The 16,923-nt window shown below is 32.9% G+C and carries 18 protein-coding genes; 14 read left to right on the top strand and 4 right to left on the bottom strand.

All coding sequences use genetic code 11. The features are described from left to right. Nucleotides 1–54: 54 nt before the first annotated feature. The 3 genes from EG348_RS02600 (at nt 55) to upp (ending at nt 2,863) form a co-directional block, all read left to right on the top strand. Nucleotides 55–678, top strand: coding sequence for a hypothetical protein (locus EG348_RS02600; RefSeq protein ID WP_123980404.1), 624 nt, complete (start codon nt 55–57; stop codon nt 676–678). A 136-nt stretch (nt 679–814) separates the two neighbouring features. Next, complete coding sequence (gene der, locus EG348_RS02595; RefSeq protein ID WP_072407776.1) at nt 815–2,125, top strand: ribosome biogenesis GTPase Der; 1,311 nt, start codon at nt 815–817, stop codon at nt 2,123–2,125. 84 nt (nt 2,126–2,209) lie between these two features. Next, nucleotides 2,210–2,863: a uracil phosphoribosyltransferase gene (gene upp / locus EG348_RS02590; RefSeq protein ID WP_123980402.1), complete on the top strand. Its 654-nt coding sequence runs from the start codon at nt 2,210–2,212 to the stop codon at nt 2,861–2,863. 1 nt (nt 2,864) lies between these two features. On the opposite strand, the gene EG348_RS02585 is transcribed toward upp, so the two are convergent. The 3 genes from EG348_RS02585 to EG348_RS02575 form a co-directional block, all read right to left on the bottom strand. Continuing rightward, nucleotides 2,865–3,554: an alpha/beta fold hydrolase gene (locus tag EG348_RS02585; protein WP_123980400.1), complete on the bottom strand. Its 690-nt coding sequence runs from the start codon at nt 3,552–3,554 to the stop codon at nt 2,865–2,867. Nucleotides 3,555–3,830: 276 nt separating this feature from the next. Further along, complete coding sequence (locus EG348_RS02580; RefSeq protein WP_317126994.1) at nt 3,831–4,493, bottom strand: ComF family protein; 663 nt, start codon at nt 4,491–4,493, stop codon at nt 3,831–3,833. Between the two features lie 292 nt (nt 4,494–4,785). Continuing rightward, entirely contained in the window at nt 4,786–6,261 is a 1,476-nt protein-coding gene (locus tag EG348_RS02575; RefSeq protein ID WP_123980398.1) for a helix-turn-helix domain-containing protein, read from the bottom strand. Nucleotides 6,262–6,388: 127 nt separating this feature from the next. On the opposite strand from EG348_RS02575, the gene aceB reads away from it, so the two are divergent. From aceB to EG348_RS02520, 11 genes are all read left to right on the top strand, one after another. Further along, nucleotides 6,389–7,963, top strand: a complete 1,575-nt coding sequence (gene aceB, locus EG348_RS02570; protein ID WP_123980396.1) for a malate synthase A — start codon at nt 6,389–6,391, stop codon at nt 7,961–7,963. A 133-nt stretch (nt 7,964–8,096) separates the two neighbouring features. After that, complete coding sequence (aceA, locus tag EG348_RS02565) at nt 8,097–9,377, top strand: isocitrate lyase (protein WP_123980394.1); 1,281 nt, start codon at nt 8,097–8,099, stop codon at nt 9,375–9,377. 131 nt (nt 9,378–9,508) lie between these two features. After that, entirely contained in the window at nt 9,509–9,892 is a 384-nt protein-coding gene (locus tag EG348_RS02560) for an acyl-CoA thioesterase (protein ID WP_123980392.1), read from the top strand. A 53-nt stretch (nt 9,893–9,945) separates the two neighbouring features. Continuing rightward, nucleotides 9,946–10,614, top strand: coding sequence for a Yip1 family protein (locus EG348_RS02555; RefSeq protein ID WP_123980390.1), 669 nt, complete (start codon nt 9,946–9,948; stop codon nt 10,612–10,614). A gap of 91 nt (nt 10,615–10,705) precedes the next feature. Beyond that, complete coding sequence (locus EG348_RS02550; protein ID WP_072407792.1) at nt 10,706–11,152, top strand: 6-pyruvoyl trahydropterin synthase family protein; 447 nt, start codon at nt 10,706–10,708, stop codon at nt 11,150–11,152. A 24-nt stretch (nt 11,153–11,176) separates the two neighbouring features. After that, a complete protein-coding gene (locus tag EG348_RS02545) occupies nt 11,177–11,968 on the top strand; it encodes a UDP-2,3-diacylglucosamine diphosphatase (RefSeq protein ID WP_123980388.1) in 792 nt (263 codons plus the stop codon). A 186-nt stretch (nt 11,969–12,154) separates the two neighbouring features. Continuing rightward, on the top strand, nt 12,155–13,138 hold the full coding sequence (locus EG348_RS02540; protein ID WP_123980386.1) for an acyl transferase: 984 nt from the start codon (nt 12,155–12,157) through the stop codon (nt 13,136–13,138). Nucleotides 13,139–13,233: 95 nt separating this feature from the next. Then, nucleotides 13,234–13,779 carry a hypothetical protein gene (locus EG348_RS02535; RefSeq protein WP_123980383.1) on the top strand — a complete coding sequence of 182 codons (546 nt, stop codon included), beginning with the start codon at nt 13,234–13,236 and terminating at the stop codon, nt 13,777–13,779. Nucleotides 13,780–13,914: 135 nt separating this feature from the next. Then, nucleotides 13,915–14,583: a hypothetical protein gene (locus EG348_RS02530; protein WP_123980381.1), complete on the top strand. Its 669-nt coding sequence runs from the start codon at nt 13,915–13,917 to the stop codon at nt 14,581–14,583. A 14-nt stretch (nt 14,584–14,597) separates the two neighbouring features. Further along, complete coding sequence (locus EG348_RS02525) at nt 14,598–15,089, top strand: phosphate ABC transporter permease (RefSeq protein ID WP_123980379.1); 492 nt, start codon at nt 14,598–14,600, stop codon at nt 15,087–15,089. 27 nt (nt 15,090–15,116) lie between these two features. After that, nucleotides 15,117–15,935, top strand: a complete 819-nt coding sequence (locus EG348_RS02520) for a hypothetical protein (protein ID WP_123980377.1) — start codon at nt 15,117–15,119, stop codon at nt 15,933–15,935. Nucleotides 15,936–16,045: 110 nt separating this feature from the next. Here the strand turns inward: EG348_RS02520 and aqpZ are convergent, their stop codons facing one another. After that, nucleotides 16,046–16,780 carry an aquaporin Z gene (gene aqpZ, locus EG348_RS02515; RefSeq protein ID WP_123985007.1) on the bottom strand — a complete coding sequence of 245 codons (735 nt, stop codon included), beginning with the start codon at nt 16,778–16,780 and terminating at the stop codon, nt 16,046–16,048. Nucleotides 16,781–16,923 lie beyond the last annotated feature (143 nt).

Genomic DNA, 16,923 nt, shown 5'->3' with positions numbered 1-16,923 from the left:
ATTAATTAAATTTTAAAATAAAACATATATTTATTGAAGAAGAAACAAACTTAAATGACTAAAAAATTATTTCCTGCCTTACTTTTGGTAGGCGTATTTACTTGTACTAATGCCCAGGTTGGGGTTAATACTGATGCTCCACACGCTACTTTAGATGTAGTTGGAGATACTTCAAACAATGCAAAATTAGATGGAATCATCGCTCCAAGAATTTCCGGAGATTTGTTAAAAACTAAAATGTACACTTCTTTGCAAACTGGTGCCTTGGTGTATGTTACAAGTGCAGATTCTTCTCCAAGTGGGCAGACTTTAGATGTAACTTCTACAGGGTATTATTATTTTAATGGAGATTTAGACAAATGGATTAAAATTAAGTCAGGGACTTCGTCAGAACCTTATGATACGCCAAATTCAGGAAGTTTAACACTTAATGATACTCATCATACCGTAAGAATTTATGGAGGAAATACAGGAATTGTTCTTCCCAATGCGAGTACATGTAAAGGCAGAATTTACATTTTAATAGGAAGTAATGGCATCTCATCAAAACCAATTTCTGTTGTTGCAGGAACAGGTATTTATGATGATGTTACTAATGCCGCCATAACTTCAATTTCGGGTGGACAAAGATATCAGATTCAAAGTGACGGAATCGGATGGATCGTTATCGGAAGATAAATTTAAACCTCTCATTTCGAGAGGTTTTTCATTACTAAATAATAAAGCGCTATCTTTGCAAAAAATTGAGCTCCAAAAGTTGGAGTAACTCATTAATAACTTGTCCTTTATTATGAAGGATTATTAAACATTTTTTATGTCAAATATTGTTGCTATCGTTGGGCGCCCCAATGTAGGAAAATCCACATTATTCAACCGTTTACTGGAAAGAAGAGAAGCTATTGTAGATTCTACCGCTGGTGTTACAAGAGACCGTCACTACGGAAAATCAGACTGGAACGGAGTAGATTTCACCGTTATCGATACAGGTGGGTATGATGTGAACAATGACGATGTTTTCCAGGAGGAAATATCAAAACAGGTTCAGTTGGCTATTGATGAAGCTACGTCTATCATTTTTATGATGAATGTAGAAGAAGGTCTTACTGATACGGATTACGAAATTCACGAACTTTTAAGAAGAGCAAACAAGCCGGTTTATATTGTTATCAACAAAGTAGATTCAGCTAAAGAAGAAATTGATGCTACAGAATTCTACCAATTAGGAATTGACAAATATTATACTTTATCGTCTGCAACTGGTTCCGGAACAGGAGAGGTTCTAGATGATATTGTTAAAGATTTCCCTACAACAGATTATAAAGATCCATTCGAAGGTCTACCTAAAATTACTATTGCGGGTCGTCCGAATGTTGGAAAATCTACCTTAACAAACGCTTTATTGGATGCTGATAGAAATATCGTAACTGATGTTGCAGGAACTACAAGAGACAGTATTCAGACACTTTACAATAAATTCGGACACGAGTTTGTATTGGTAGATACTGCCGGAATGAGAAGGAAATCTAAGGTAAATGAAGATTTAGAATTCTATTCTGTAATGAGATCTATCCGTTCTATTGAATATTCAGATGTTGTGATCATCATGGTTGACGCTACTTTAGGATGGGAGTCTCAGGATATGAACATCTTCGGTTTAGCACAGAAAAACAGAAAAGGGATTGTAATTGTTGTAAACAAATGGGATCTTGTTGAAGATAAGCATACGAATACAGTGCGTGATTTTGAACAGTCTATTAAAGATAAAATCGGTCAGTTCAGCGATATTCCAATTCTTTTTGTTTCAGCTTTAACTAAACAGAGAATTCTGAAAGCTGTAGAAATGGCAATGTTGGTTTATGAAGACCGTAAGAAGAAGATCAAGACTTCAAAATTAAATGAAATCATGCTTCCTATCTTCGAACGTACTCCACCACCTGCAAATAAAGGTAAATTTATCAAAATTAAATATTGCGTTCAGCTTCCTACGCCGTCACCGCAGTTTGTATTCTTCTGTAACTTACCGCAGTACGTAAAAGAACCGTATAAGAGATTTGCTGAAAACCAATTGAGAAAAGAATTCGGGTTTACCGGAGTTCCAATCGAAGTATATTTCAGACAGAAATAAAAATATATCCCTTTTAGATTATTCTAAGAGGGATTTTATTCATATTAAATTTAATAATTTTTAAATAAAAGCTTTTTCAAAATAATGAGTACAATTGTGTTGTCAGAACAATTTTCGTTAGTTAATTCGTGGATTAATGAACTTCGTAATGTTGATATCCAGCAAGACCGAATGAGGTTCCGTAGAAATATGGAGCGCATCGGAGAAATTGCTGCATTTGAGATCAGTAAAGGTTTGGAAACAAAAGAAATTGAAATTCAGACGCCTTTAGATACAATTAAGGTTAAAGAAATTGCCGTTCAACCTGTTATTACAACGATTCTGAGGGCAGGAGTTCCTTTGTTTGAAGGAATTTTAAACTATTTTGACAGAGCAGACTGCGGGTTTGTAGCAGCTTACAGAAAACACGATGCGAACGATTATTTTTCGATCAAACAGGATTATTTAACGTGTCCGAGTATCGAAGGAAGACCTTTGATCGTCGGAGATCCAATGTTGGCAACTGGTGCATCTTTAATCGAAGCGATCAAAGATTTATTAACTCACGGGAAACCGTCTCAACTTCATATCGTTGCAGCGATTGCATCAAGACAAGGTGTTGAAACCATCGAAAAAGCTTATCCAGAAGCAAAAATTTGGGTAGGAGCCATCGATGAAAACTTAACATCAAAAGGTTATATCAGCCCAGGATTGGGAGATGCAGGAGATTTAAGCTACGGAGAAAAACTTCAGAGATAATCTAAGTAAGTTTCCAGAAATCTTTCATTAGATCAAATAATAATATTGGTCGTACTTTGTCCAGAGGATGTTTTGTATCTGGGAGTACGGCCAATTTTGCGTTTGGGATCTTTTTGTAAACATCAATACTTTCCTCCAGACTCACCATGTTATCTTTATCGCCGATCATGATCTGAACCGGAGTTTCAATTTTAGTTAAAACTTTATCTTTCAATGGTTGATTTTTACCTAAAGAAGTCATCATTTTACCAATTTCAGGAAGTAATTGCTTCCATTGCGTACCATGCTGAATTTCCAATTGTTCCGCATATTTTGGAACTTTTTCAATAATAACATCAGGATTTAATAATTTACTTTCTTTTAAAGCCTGTTCTTCCGTCCAGTCAAATTTTGTCCCCAAAGTCATTATCGAATTTACCTTTTTTGGATTTTCCAAGGCGTAGCAAAGGGCGATATAACCTCCCATACTGTGCCCCAAAATATAAACATCCTCTAAATTTTCCTTTTCACAATATTCAGCTAACTCCTGAGTATATTTTTCAATAGTAATTCCATCTTCAGGCAAAGAGGTATTTCCATGGCCGGAAAATAAAGGCGTATGAATATTAAAATACTTGGAAAGCTCTTCAAGATAAGGGGTAAACATACTGCTGTGCCCCAAAGCGCCGTGTAACAAAAGTAAATTTTTCATAATTAATAGTTTACCTTAATGTATAAAAAACATTTGAGATAATAGAAATATTTAGTCAATAATCTATTAAACACAAATAAGCACAGTAACAAAAGTTGACTGTGCTTTGAAAGATATTATAAAGATATTTGTGTTAAAAGTTATTATAAAGGAATTGCCTGAAAACTTGTCTCTAACATATTGTCAATAACTAGTGTATCCCTATTTGTTCATTAATGATTAATCCCAAAAAAAATTGATAGTGGGTAAATTCTTTTCATTATTTAATTTATACTATTACTTATCTATAGCCATTACCAGCACGCTCACTTTGTTATTTCCTGTTTTAAGGATTTCCCATGCAGCTGTGGCAATTGTGTTTCCGGTTGTAAAAACATCATCAACTAAAAGAACATGTTTTCCTGAAATATTTTTATTGATTGCGAATAGATTTTCTGTACTCAGACGGTGTTTTTTATCTTTCAAAGCCTGAGCTTTCGAATAATAACTCCTCAAAATCACTTCATGATCAAAAGGGATGTTGTAAAATTCAGATAATGTTTCTGCAAACAAATGCAACTGATTGTATCCCCGTTCTTTAAGTTTCTTTTTATGAAGAGGAATGCTGACGATAAGATCTGGTTTTTCATTTTTGAAATCTACACGCTCCGTGATCCAATCAGCTAAAATTTTTCCTGTTTTTTCTCTGTTTTTATATTTTAATTCATGTATAATTTTCCGGCTCAAACTTTCTTTCTCAAATTGTATCAAAGCATAAGCATTTTCTACAGGAAAAAGAGTTTTACATATTTCTTTAAGTGTATTTTCCTCAAAATAGTCAAAATGCGTAAACTGAATTTTTCCGAAACATATATTGCAGACGATAAGATTGCTTTCAATAATTTTATTACAATCTAAGCAACGGTTTGGGAATAACAGATCAAGAAATATATCTTTCAATCAATATTTTTTTGTAAAATTAATAAAAAACAATTCAATTGAAAGTGAATTTTAACGTGAAATTTTGTTTTATTTGATTAATATTTATTTTTTACTTAATAAAATTATTGTTTTAGTAAAAAATAAATATTAATCGTATTAATCTGATAAAAAATCAATCATATTTTACAATCTATTGTATTTGAAATGATTGTAGTTATTTTGGAATGTTTATTTTTGATTTTGGCTAAAATTACAAACCTTAAATAAATAATTATAGTTGAAAATAAATGATGTGAAATTTTGAAAATTGTTATAAAAGCTCTTTTCTTATTTTTTCAATAGCATTTTTCATTTCAAGATTGAAATATTCTTTTTCCAATCTGACTGGTTGAGCTTGTCTTACTTCACAATCTGCGATACTGCAAGATTCACAAGTCACTCCAACATTAATGGTTTTTAAAGTGGGAGATTTGATGAAATTAATTTTCTTAATTGTCTGAGAATTCAATAAAATTCCAAGACAATAACTTCTGTTACTGCCGTCAGAAAACGGGTTTTTTTGTGATGTAGAAATCACAAGATAACTCACTCCCTGGTCTTTATAATGTGAAATTTGAGCATCTGTCAATGTTTCATTTTCCTTTAGATGAGCTAGATTTTTTACAGCAATCCATCTTCTGCAATAATGCTCATTCGTAGCGTTTGCGTGCGGAGCTTGTTGGTGATTGAGGTGCAACTCTTTTAAAATCTGTATTTTACCTGAATTTTTCTTTTTAACTAAACATAAATAAAATAAATCTTTGATTCCCAATTCGGAAGAAAGAACATTCGTTAATCGATAATAAAAAGTTTCGGGCGAATTGGTGAAGTTTTCAATCAGGTTTTCAAAATTAGTTGGTTCCCAATTGTTTTGCAAGAAAAAATTAGAAGTATCTTCAATGATTTGTGCTTTTGAGATCAATAAAGCTCCTGCAAAATAGGAAGCGTAGAAATTATTTAAAATTTCTTCGAAACTTCCAAAATCCAGCCAGGAATAAGTGTTTGGTCGATTTTTTAATTCCAAGACATTGAAACCAATTTCTTTCGCCAAAATAAAAGTCTTTTGATCTTTTTCAAGTTTGATATTCAGCAACAATAATTTTTTCTCAGGAATGAATAGCGAGCGAAGATTATCTAATGCTCCAAAGGTTTCAAAATTATCAGATTGAATGGTATAATTAAATCTTTCAATTAGAATATTTTCTAAAACTTCTGCTTTTATATTTTTACTGATTTCCAATTGATTTTCCTCTGCAAAATGCACAACTTTTTCCTCTATTTCAGGGAAATAATTATCATACAATTCCTGAAAAGACCGTAAAACGGCAAAATAAAATCTCTCTTTTCCTAAGTTATAATTCTGCGAAATTTCAATCAATGCATTAATAAAAGCGGTCACTTTTTTAGGAGCATCACTAATAATACTGATTAAATTATTCTTATTGATTCCAAAAAGTTCTAACGGAACTTCTTTAAAGAAATCAGACTGCAAAATTTCATTAAAAGGTGCTAAACTTTTATCAAGTTTAGTCGAAACCAGATCATCAAAAGTGCAATTCAAAGATTCGGAAAGTTGAATGATCTTATCATGTTTCGGATATTTTTTACCGTTTTCTATTTCGTTTAGATATGATTTAGATAAACCTGTTTTTACGGCAAGATCCTGTAGAGACCAATTTTTCTTTTGTCTTTGCTGTTTCAGTTTTAAACCAAAAACGGTCTTAATAAAATCACTATCCGAATTCATAAATCAAATATAAATAATTAGAAGCGATTATTCGCATAATAATTTTTTAAAATATTTAGCGAACGTTCGCTAAATATTGAAAGTTTTTATTTATGTTTGTAATGTCAAATCACAAAATCAATAGGTTATGGAAACTAAGACTCAATTAAAAATAAAATCTGAAAACATTTTTGAAGAAGTTTTTACTTCTGAATTAATAGATTTTCTTGTAGAACTTCATCAAAATTTTAATCTGAAAAGATTGAAACTGTTAGATGAAAGAAAAAAGACTCAAATAGAATTTGATCAAGGAAATCTTCCGAAATTTTTACCGGAAACTGAGGAGATCAGAAACGGAAATTGGGTTTGTTCACCGCTTCCAAATGATTTATTAGATCGCAGAGTTGAAATTACGGGTCCAGTCGATAGAAAAATGATCATCAATGCGCTGAATTCCGGAGCTTCAACTTTTATGGCAGATTTTGAAGACAGCAATTCTCCAATCTGGAATAATTGTATGCAGGGACAAATCAATCTTTCTGATGCGATCAAACGCGAAATTGATTTTACGACTGAACAGGGAAAATCTTATCAGTTAAATGAAAAAACGGCCGTCCTTTTGGTTCGTCCGCGAGGTTTACATTTAAATGAAAAGCATATTGAAATTGATGGCGAACAAGTTTCGGCTTCATTAGTTGATTTTGGAATTTATTTTTTCAGAAATATAAAACAATTGTTGAAGAACGGAAGTGGAACTTATTTTTATCTCCCAAAATTAGAACATTACAAAGAAGCCCGTTGGTGGAATGATGTTTTTGTTTTTTCTCAAAATTATCTGGAAATTCCGCAAGGAACAATCAAAGCAACAGTTTTAATTGAAACCATTACCGCTTCTTTTCAAATTGACGAAATTTTATTTGAATTAAAAGAACACAGCTCAGGTTTGAATTGCGGACGGTGGGATTATATTTTTTCTTTCATTAAAAAATTCAGAAATCTTCCTGAATTTATCGTTCCCGACAGAGATCAGGTGACGATGACTTCGCCTTTTATGAGCGCTTATTCGAAAAGGGTGATTGAAATTTGTCACAAAAGAAATGTGCACGCAATCGGTGGAATGGCAGCTCACATTCCTATTAAAGATAATTATGAAGCAAATAGTCTGGCGTTTGAAAAAGTCCGAAACGACAAAGAACGGGAAGTGAAAAACGGTCACGACGGAACTTGGGTGGCACATCCGGCTTTGGTTTCTGTTGCCAAAAAGATTTTTGATCAGCATATGCCTTCAGAAAATCAGATCGATAAAAAATTTGATTATCAAATCAAAGAAAGTGATCTATTAGAAATTCCAAAAGGTGAAATTACCGAAAAAGGAGTCCGAAAAAATATCAATGTTGGCATTCTCTATATCGAAAGTTGGTTAATGGGAGTTGGGGCTGCGGCAATTTATAATTTAATGGAAGATGCTGCAACTGCAGAAATTTCAAGAACGCAAATCTGGCAATGGCTTAAAAATGAAGCCGTTTTGAGTGATGACAGAACGTTGACCCGAGAAATGATTCTTCAGTGGGAATTTGAAGAAATGGAGAAAATTGAAAAATATGTTGGACAAGAACGTTTCAAAAACGGAAAATTCAATTTAGCAAAAGAGCTTTTCAATGAATTGATCTTTTGTGAAAACTTCGAAGAATTTTTAACGTTAAAAGCATACCCCTTTGTTTGAGTGGGAGGGTAATAGAGTTGGAGAGTGAGAGGGGTTTAGTGTTTAAGAGTTTTAATAATTCACTAAAAGCTAAAAACTAACAACTAACAACTAATAACAATTAACAAGCAACAAAAAACAAAAAAATATTATTATGAAAACAAGACAAGAACAAATCCAGGAAATAGAAAAAGATTGGTTAACAAATCCACGTTGGAACAGTATAAAAAGACCTTACACCGCTGAAAAAGTGCTGAAATTAAGAGGTTCTTACAAACTGGACTATACGATTGCGACAGAAATGTCTAAGAAATTCTGGGACAAATTAAACAATCAGGATTTCGTTGCCGGACTTGGAGCGTTGACAGGAAATCAAGCCGTGCAGGAAGTTGACGCTGGTTTGGAAGCGATTTATCTTTCTGGATGGCAGGTTGCAGCAGACGCTAACTTATCGGGTGAAATGTATCCTGACCAATCTTTATATCCAGCGAATTCAGTGCCTTCTGTGGTGAAGAAAATTAATAATGCTTTATTGAGAGCAGATCAAATTCAGTCTGTGAATGGAGGTGGAGATAAAGAATATTTAGTTCCAATTATTGCAGATGCCGAAGCTGGTTTTGGAGGAAATCTCAATGCTTATGAATTAATGAAACAAATGATTGAAGCGGGCGCTGCTGCCGTACATTTTGAAGATCAATTGTCTTCTGCTAAAAAATGTGGTCATTTGGGTGGAAAAGTTTTGGTTCCGACTCAGGAAGCGATTAATAAATTGATTGCGGCTCGTTTGGCGGCTGATGTTTTGGGTGTTCCAAGTTTAATTATTGCAAGAACAGATGCCGACGCGGCGGATTTACTAACTTCAGATATTGATGACAGAGATAAGAAATTTGTGACAGGTGAAAGAACTTCCGAAGGTTTTTATGTGGTTAAAAATGGAGTAGAACAGGGTATCGATCGTGGTTTATCCTACGCTCCTTACGCAGATTTGATCTGGATGGAAACTTCAAACCCTGATTTGGAACAGGCCAAAAAATTCGCAGAAGGAATTCATGCCAAATTTCCCGGAAAGATGTTGGCGTATAATTGTTCGCCTTCTTTCAACTGGGCAGCAAGGCTTTCTGTGGATGAAATGCTAAATTTCAGAGAAGAATTGGCGAAACTAGGCTACAAATTCCAGTTTATTACACTGGCTGGTTTCCATGCGTTGAATACGGCAATGTTTGAATTGGCTTTAGCTTATAAAGAAAAAGGAATGGCGGGATATTCTGAACTTCAGGAACGTGAATTTGCGTTGCAGAAAAAAGGTTTCAGAGCTGTAAAACACCAGTCCTTCGTGGGAACCGGATATTTTGATGAAGTACAGAATGTGGTGACAAGCGGTTCATCTGCAACTGTTGCTATGAAAGATTCTACGGAAACGGCACAGTTTCACTAAAATCATTTTTCCATATTTAAATAAAATTTTTAGATGTGAACCTTCTCAGTTTTGGGAAGGTTTTTAGTTTGGAATTAAAATTAAAAACTTAAAGTTCATATATTTGATTATTAATGAAGAAGTGAAAAATAATGAGTTTAATTTATCAAAAAGAAATAAAAGTAACCGAAGAACATATTGATCAGAATAATCATGTGAATAATGTTCAATATGTGCATTGGGTTGAAGAAATCGCTGTTGAACATTGGGATTTTGTAAAACACAAAACAGAATATCCTAAAGATATCTGGATGCTTTTGGATCATCATATTCAGTACAAAAAACAGGTGTATTTAGGCGATACAGTTACGGTAAAAACCTATCCCAAAATTCCAGAAGGAGCAAAACAACCCAGAAAAGTTGAATTTTACTGTAATGATCAGCTTGTCGTAGATTCGCTGACCTTGTGGATTTTGATTGATATGGAAACTCATAAAATCAAACGTTTAGGGAATGACTGGCTGGAGAAGATTTAGTTAATAACTTATTTTTTATAAAATATTGCTATTTTCGAGCTCTGAAAAAAAATATGGAAATAAAACACAATGATAATAACTTTGATGAGTTTGAAAAATATGAAGCTCTCAGCGATAAAGATATTTTTACTAAAATTTGGCTAGAGCCAAGAAGAATTTTTAAATATATAAACGATAAAGAATACGAGAAATATTTTTACATATTAGTCTTTTTTGCGGGTATGGTAAGAGCTTTTGATCGTGCCTCGTTAAAAAATATGGGTGATAAGACTTCTTTGTTCGTAATAATTGCCAGTTGCGTACTTATTGGAGGTTTTTTAGGATGGTTATCGTATTATATTTATGCTGCATTGTTAAGCTGGACTGGGAAATGGTTAGGGGGAATAGGCAATACTTCTTCTCTTTACAGAATTATAGTTTACGCAATGATACCTTCAATTCTTTCATTGATATTATTAATTCCGGAAATTGCTATTTATGGAAATGATGTTTTTAAGGATAACAGTGATTTAGTGAATTCCGGAATTGTAGGAAATATTATCTTTTGGCTTTCTATATTTTTTGAATTTTCGCTTTCAATTGTGACTTTTGTTTTTATGATGATTGGCGTTTCTGAAGTTCAGAAATTTTCACTGGGTAAAGCATTTCTCAACCTTTTATTACCGCTTCTTGTTTTTATTGTTCCTATTTTACTATTCGTTATGATATTTTCGTTGATATAAATTGCGGGTTTACCTATTATGATTGAATGTTAAAAATCAAATAAGATACTGTCTCCGTATTTTAAATATTGAATTTCCTTATCTTTGCACTATGATACGTATTACAAAGATTTTCACATTTGAGACAGCCCACGTGCTGTATAACTACGATGGGAAATGTAAAAATATGCATGGACATTCCTACAAGCTGTTTGTGACAGTGAAAGGGAAGCCTGTAAATGATTTGGAGAACCCGAAAAACGGGATGGTAGTTGATTTTGGTGATATTAAAAGTATTGTAAAACCTGAAATCGTTGATGTTTGGGATCATGCAGTTTTGATCAACGGATTATCTCCTCACAGAGAATTGGGTGAGAGTCTTGAAAGTCAGGGGCATAAAGTGATTTATTGTAATTTCCAGCCAACATGTGAGAATATGTTGTATGCGATTGCTGCAAAAATAAAGTCAAAACTTCCGGAAGGAATTTCTCTTGCTTACCTTAAGCTTCACGAAACAGAAAACTCTTACGGAGAGTGGTTTGCAGAAGATAATCAATAATATATTCAACAAAAAACTCAAACGGTGTTAAAAACTACCATCAATTTAGAACCTGGTAAAAAAGTGTATTTTGCTTCAGATCAGCATTTTGGAGCTCCTAATCCTAAGGAGAGCAAACTGCGTGAAGAGAAATTTATCCGCTGGATGGATGAGATCAAAGAAGATGCTCAGGTTTTGTTTTTAATGGGTGACCTTTTTGATTTTTGGCATGAATGGAAACATGTAATTCCTAAAGGATATGTGCGTGTTTTAGGGAAAATTGCAGAATTAAAAGACCGTGGAATTCATGTTTATTTTTTTGTCGGAAATCATGATCTTTGGATGAAAGACTATCTGGAAGAAGAAATTGGCTGTACCGTTTTCTATAAAAAGCAATATTTTGAGATGGGTGGTAAGCAATTTTTACTCGCTCACGGAGATGGTTTGGGACCTGGCGATAAGGGATATAAAAGAATGAAAAAAGTCTTTACAAATCCTTTTGCGCAGTGGTTTTTTAAATGGCTTCACCCTGATATTGCCATGAAGATCGCGTTATACATGTCGCAAAAAAATAAAATGATCTCAGGTGATGAAGACAAAGAATTTTTGGGTGAGGAGAAAGAGTTTTTAATTATATATTCAAAAGAAAAACTGAAAACTCAGAAAATAGATTATTTCATTTACGGGCATCGTCATCTTCCGATGGTCTTGGATTTGGAGCAAAAGGCAAAATACATCAATCTTGGAGACTGGATCTCGTATTTTACGTACGGCGTTTTTGAAAAGGATTTCGAATTACAGTCTTTTGCAGATGGAACAAAAAAAAATTACCCCTAAAAGAGGTAATTAACGGACGAAAATAAATTTTCCTCCTGTTTTTAATCCATATTCCGAATATGTACTTGCAATAATCTGACCAAAAATTAAATTTAAGATTAAAAAAATATTAAAAGAAATATACTTTGCTTACTATTTTGTTTCAAATTGAGGCAATAAGAGGAAAGTGCAAAATTTTATAAAAGATTGAAAAATATATTCAGCATACAGTCAGAGCAGGATTTTTTGAAGACAGCATTGGAAACATTTCGTTATCAATATGAAAACATTGAGATTTACAGAAAGTTTGTTCATTATTTAAAAATAAATCCTGACGAGATTAATGAACTGACAAAAATTCCGTTTCTGCCAATTGAGATGTTTAAAAATCATCAGATTGTGGACAAAAATGTGTCAGCAGATCTTTATTTTCAAAGTTCGGGAACAACGCAGATGAATTTGTCTAAGCATTTTATTGCTGATGAAAATATATATCAGGAAAGTATTTACAAAAGTTTTGAACAGTTCATCGGAAAGCCGGAAGAGTTTATCTTTTTAGGTCTGCTTCCAAGTTATCTGGAAAAGCAAAACTCATCTTTAATATATATGGTAGATTATTTAATGAAAAAATCTGCCAAACCTGAAAACGGATATTTTCTCTACAATCATTCAGATTTATTTGAACTTTTGAATACTTTGAAAGATAAAAAAGTCATTCTTTTCGGAGTTTCTTTTGCGCTTTTAGATTTCCTGGATTTTTGCGATTCCAACTCTAAAACTCTCAAATTCTACGACACTCTTACTATTATAGAAACCGGCGGAATGAAGGGACGTAAAGAAGAAATGACAAAAGATGAATTATTGAAAATTTTACAGGAAGGTTTTAAAACTGATAAAATTTATTCAGAATATTCAATGACGGAACTTCTTTCACAGGCATATTCTTTAGGTGAAAATGTATATCAATGTCCAAACTGGATGAGAATTTTGGTAAGAAATGCTGAAGATCCTTTTAATTATGAAAAAGAAGGAAGAACTGGAGCAATCAATATTATAGATTTGGCGAATATTCATTCGTGTGCTTTTATTGCTACTCAGGATTTAGGAAAAACGCTTCCGGATTCTAAATTTCAGGTTTTGGGAAGAATTGATCATTCTGATATTCGCGGATGTAGTTTACTGGTGAGTTAGTGAGTTCTTGAGTTGGAGGGTTTGAAAGTGATAGAGTTTTAGAGAAATTAAATCGATCATTTATCAATTATTATTTATCGTTTATTTAGAAATTCATGTTAAAGATAGAAGAACTTGTTCATGCATATATCCATTCTCACTGTGATTTTGAGAGAGAAATTGTGTTGACCAATCATTTTCATTCTGATTGGGAGGCGGACATGCTCATCATTGATGCTGACGGTTTCAGTCATGAAATTGAGATCAAATTTTCAAAAAGTGATTTTAGAAATGACTTCAAAAAATCATATTTAAATACAAAAACTGGCGAAAAATTTCTAAAACATGATAAAATTTCCTGTGGAGATTATGTTTGTAATGCTTTCAGTTTTCTACTTCCAATGGGAATGGTTGAACATGCCGTAATTCCTGAACATTGCGGAATCATTGAATTTTATCATAATGTTGATACTTGGGAAACAGAGTTTTATCTGGTTCGAAAGCCTAAAAAAGTGCATGAAGAATCTTATTGGAATTTAAATGATAAAAACCTTTTTATCCGAAAAATGGCACTGAATTTACTCCAACGAAAAATGGAAATCAAAGGAAAACATGAAGAACTCATTTTTAAAAATCCTTTTGAAATAAAAAAAATAAAATAGAAAATCCTGACCTTGCTGTCAGGATTTTTTTTGATGCTTTCTTTTTGTACATTCGCCATGCATAGATGTATTTTTTGTAAATGAAATATAGGTTATGAAATAGATTAAGTTTAATTTATTAGTTGAAAAGAGAATATGAAAGAAATAATCTGTCCTTATTCGTGGGATTGTGGTAAAGAATTTATGCCTCAAGAGCTTAGTGAATTCGACTATAACTTTGTTCAATCTGCGGTAGAAAAGAAAATGACTTTCATGATTATTCATTCTCCGAAATGTTCAAGAGAGTTTAAGTTTGATACCGTACAATGGAAAGCAGATGAATTTGGATATTCTAATCCAAATAGTATCGTCAAAAAGAATGAAAAAACAACAAAACAATTAGCTGCTATTCTCAACAAAGCTAAAGTTGAAATCCCACTTCCATATTTTGAATATTTAATCAGCGATGAATTTGAACCTCAGGTTTCAATTTTTACGGATGAAGAAGATTTTACACTTTTTAATCTAAATGAGCTTTGTGAAAAAATAAATATTGATGGTAAATCTTATTTTACCATTAGTCAATTAAAAGGATTTACAGATACATTGATGAAAATTGTTGGTGAAAACTCTCAAAAAAGCCAAAATATAAGTTACACAGAATTATCGAATTGTCTGGCAATTGGTTCCGAAAACACAAGAATTTTGTTCATAGATACTAGAGATCAGAATTCTTTGTGGATTTTTCATCCTGACGGCGGAGATGTCGAAAAAACGGCTCTTACGTTGGAAAATATTGTAAGGCGAGATAAGCAACATTCATAAAAATATAAACTCCAATGAACAAATTATTTTTCTTCTTGATAATTCTAGGATATAATGTGTCGTATGCTCAGCAAAAAGCACAGACCTATTTATGGACAGGAAGTTACATATTGCATCCCAAAACTGGGGATAATGCGACAAATGCAGATACTTTAGTAATCGTAAAAACTGCGGATGCCGATCCTAAGGGAATTCCTGCTAAATATGAATCTGATTTGGTTCGTTGGGAGCTTACTTCTAAAAAAGAAGGAGATAAAGACAAGAAAATTATCAGACGATTTTTATTTGATGTAGAAAATAATGAAAATGCATATGAAGAATTCGGGTGGACAGATCTACATAAAAGTGGGAAAATGAACTGTATAGACGGTGGTCATTTTTTCATTTGCCAGACAGAACCAAATACAAAAGTGAGATTCAATAAAGATGAAACTTATTTTACTAAAACTGGTATTTTCGGGATCTGGCTGCATTATGGTGTAGTAGAATTACAAAAAATTAAATAATCACTATTTTCAAATTAATCATATACAATGAAGAATCTCTTTTTAAGTCTTTTAGGCTTGTTATCTTGTTTTTACAATGCACAAAACTCAGGGAAAACGGAAATTTATATTTTAGGAACGGTTCATGAGCCGTCATCTCCTATTTTAAATCCTCAGAGCCTTTTTGAGATATTAGACAAGATAAAACCAAATGTTATCCTTCAGGAACTTGATACGGAACAGATGAAAGATTTCAAAAAAGAAAGCATGTCTAAGAACTCCAATGAAGTAAGTGCAGCTATTTTATATCTAAATAAATATCCGAAAACCCTTAATCTACCGTTTGAATTTGAAGGAAGAAATCAATACCGAAAAGATAACGGAATGGTTCCTACAGATAATTTGACCATAAAATTAATGGATAGTCTTTATCAAAAGAAGGTATTAAATCCAACAAATATGGTCATTTTTGAGAAATATATGGAAGCAAATAATGCCTTGAGAGATTTTTCTAAAACAGATATTAAAACTTTAAATTCATTAAGTTTTGAAACCGTAAACAGATATCGTCAATTTGTACAGCATCATGAAATTCCTAAAATTTCTAACTCTGAAGAAATTTTTACTCATCAATTTGTAACGAAACCTAATGGAGAAAAAATTTCCTATCGTGACGGATATCAGCTTTGGTGTAATTTCTGGGATTTAAGAAATAATACAATGGCGCTAAATATCATTAAAAAAGCAAATGAGTACAAAGAAAAGAAAATTGTGATTTTAACTGGAGTACAGCATAAATACTACTTAAAAGAATTATTAGATAAATATCAGGACGGAAATTATAACGTTATTGAATATTTTAAATAAAACAGTTTCTTTTGTTTAAAATGCCCTTAGATTAATTTTTGTTCAGAAGATATAATAAAAAAATCCTGCCATTACGACAGGATTTCTTTTAGTTTTTGTATTTTTTTCTTCTAATCTCCTAATGGTTCTTTAGAATCAGTTTGAAGTAAGAATTTGTAGATTAATCCTCCGACTACACCTCCTAAAATTGGTGCTGCCCAGAATAACCAAAGCTGAGACATTGCATTTCCACCTACGAAAACTGCCTGCGAAAGGGATCTTGCCGGGTTTACGGAAGTATTCGTGATCGGAATTGAGATCAGGTGAATTAATGTTAAAGCTAAACCAATCGCAATTCCTGCAAATTTTCCGTTTGCGTATTTGTCGGTTGTTCCCATGATGATGATCAGGAAAAAAGCTGTCAGTAAGAATTCTGCTAAAAATGCAGCTCCCATTGAATATCCTTTCCCGAAGTAGACTGCATCACCATAAAAATTGGTGGCAAAAGCTCCCGGTCCGGAAAAATCGGGGGTTCCGGAACCACTTAAAATGACGTACAGACATCCCGCAGCCAATAAAGCACCCAAACACTGAGCGGCAATGTAAGGAAGTAAATCTTTAGCCGGAAATCTGCCTCCTGCCAGTAATCCAAATGAAACTGCGGGATTAAAATGTCCTCCTGAAATGTGTCCGACAGCGTATGCCATCGTAAGTACGGTAAGCCCGAAAGCAAGAGCAACTCCCACTAAAAGAATTCCCATTTGACCATTGGAGGCCGGAGCGATCTGAGAGGCGAAGATTGCACTTCCGCAACCTCCGAAGACAAGCCAAAATGTGCCGAAGAATTCAGCAAATAGTTTTTTTATCATGTTGTTTGTTTTAATGTAAATCAAATTTAAAACTAATATTGTAAACTGAGAAGCAAAATTTTTAAAATATTTAAAGATAATGTGAAAATTGATTGCGAAATCAATAATCGTGTTTTGATTTTTATAATGAAATTAATTTT

The organism is Chryseobacterium sp. G0201, from assembly GCF_003815655.1.
GTDB lineage: Bacteria > Bacteroidota > Bacteroidia > Flavobacteriales > Weeksellaceae > Chryseobacterium.
The sequence above is the reverse complement of the archived record's forward strand: the minus strand, read 5'-3'. Positions and strand labels throughout refer to the sequence as shown.

Coding starts and splice junctions, on each gene's coding strand:
- EG348_RS02600 (WP_123980404.1), top strand. CDS start 55: ATGACTAAAAAATTATTTCCTGCCTTACTTTTGGTAGGCGTATTTACT.
- der (WP_072407776.1), top strand. CDS start 815: ATGTCAAATATTGTTGCTATCGTTGGGCGCCCCAATGTAGGAAAATCC.
- upp (WP_123980402.1), top strand. CDS start 2,210: ATGAGTACAATTGTGTTGTCAGAACAATTTTCGTTAGTTAATTCGTGG.
- EG348_RS02585 (WP_123980400.1), bottom strand. CDS start 3,554: ATGAAAAATTTACTTTTGTTACACGGCGCTTTGGGGCACAGCAGTATG.
- EG348_RS02575 (WP_123980398.1), bottom strand. CDS start 6,261: ATGAATTCGGATAGTGATTTTATTAAGACCGTTTTTGGTTTAAAACTG.
- aceB (WP_123980396.1), top strand. CDS start 6,389: ATGGAAACTAAGACTCAATTAAAAATAAAATCTGAAAACATTTTTGAA.
- aceA (WP_123980394.1), top strand. CDS start 8,097: ATGAAAACAAGACAAGAACAAATCCAGGAAATAGAAAAAGATTGGTTA.
- EG348_RS02560 (WP_123980392.1), top strand. CDS start 9,509: ATGAGTTTAATTTATCAAAAAGAAATAAAAGTAACCGAAGAACATATT.
- EG348_RS02555 (WP_123980390.1), top strand. CDS start 9,946: ATGGAAATAAAACACAATGATAATAACTTTGATGAGTTTGAAAAATAT.
- EG348_RS02550 (WP_072407792.1), top strand. CDS start 10,706: ATGATACGTATTACAAAGATTTTCACATTTGAGACAGCCCACGTGCTG.
- EG348_RS02535 (WP_123980383.1), top strand. CDS start 13,234: ATGTTAAAGATAGAAGAACTTGTTCATGCATATATCCATTCTCACTGT.
- EG348_RS02530 (WP_123980381.1), top strand. CDS start 13,915: ATGAAAGAAATAATCTGTCCTTATTCGTGGGATTGTGGTAAAGAATTT.
- EG348_RS02525 (WP_123980379.1), top strand. CDS start 14,598: ATGAACAAATTATTTTTCTTCTTGATAATTCTAGGATATAATGTGTCG.
- EG348_RS02520 (WP_123980377.1), top strand. CDS start 15,117: ATGAAGAATCTCTTTTTAAGTCTTTTAGGCTTGTTATCTTGTTTTTAC.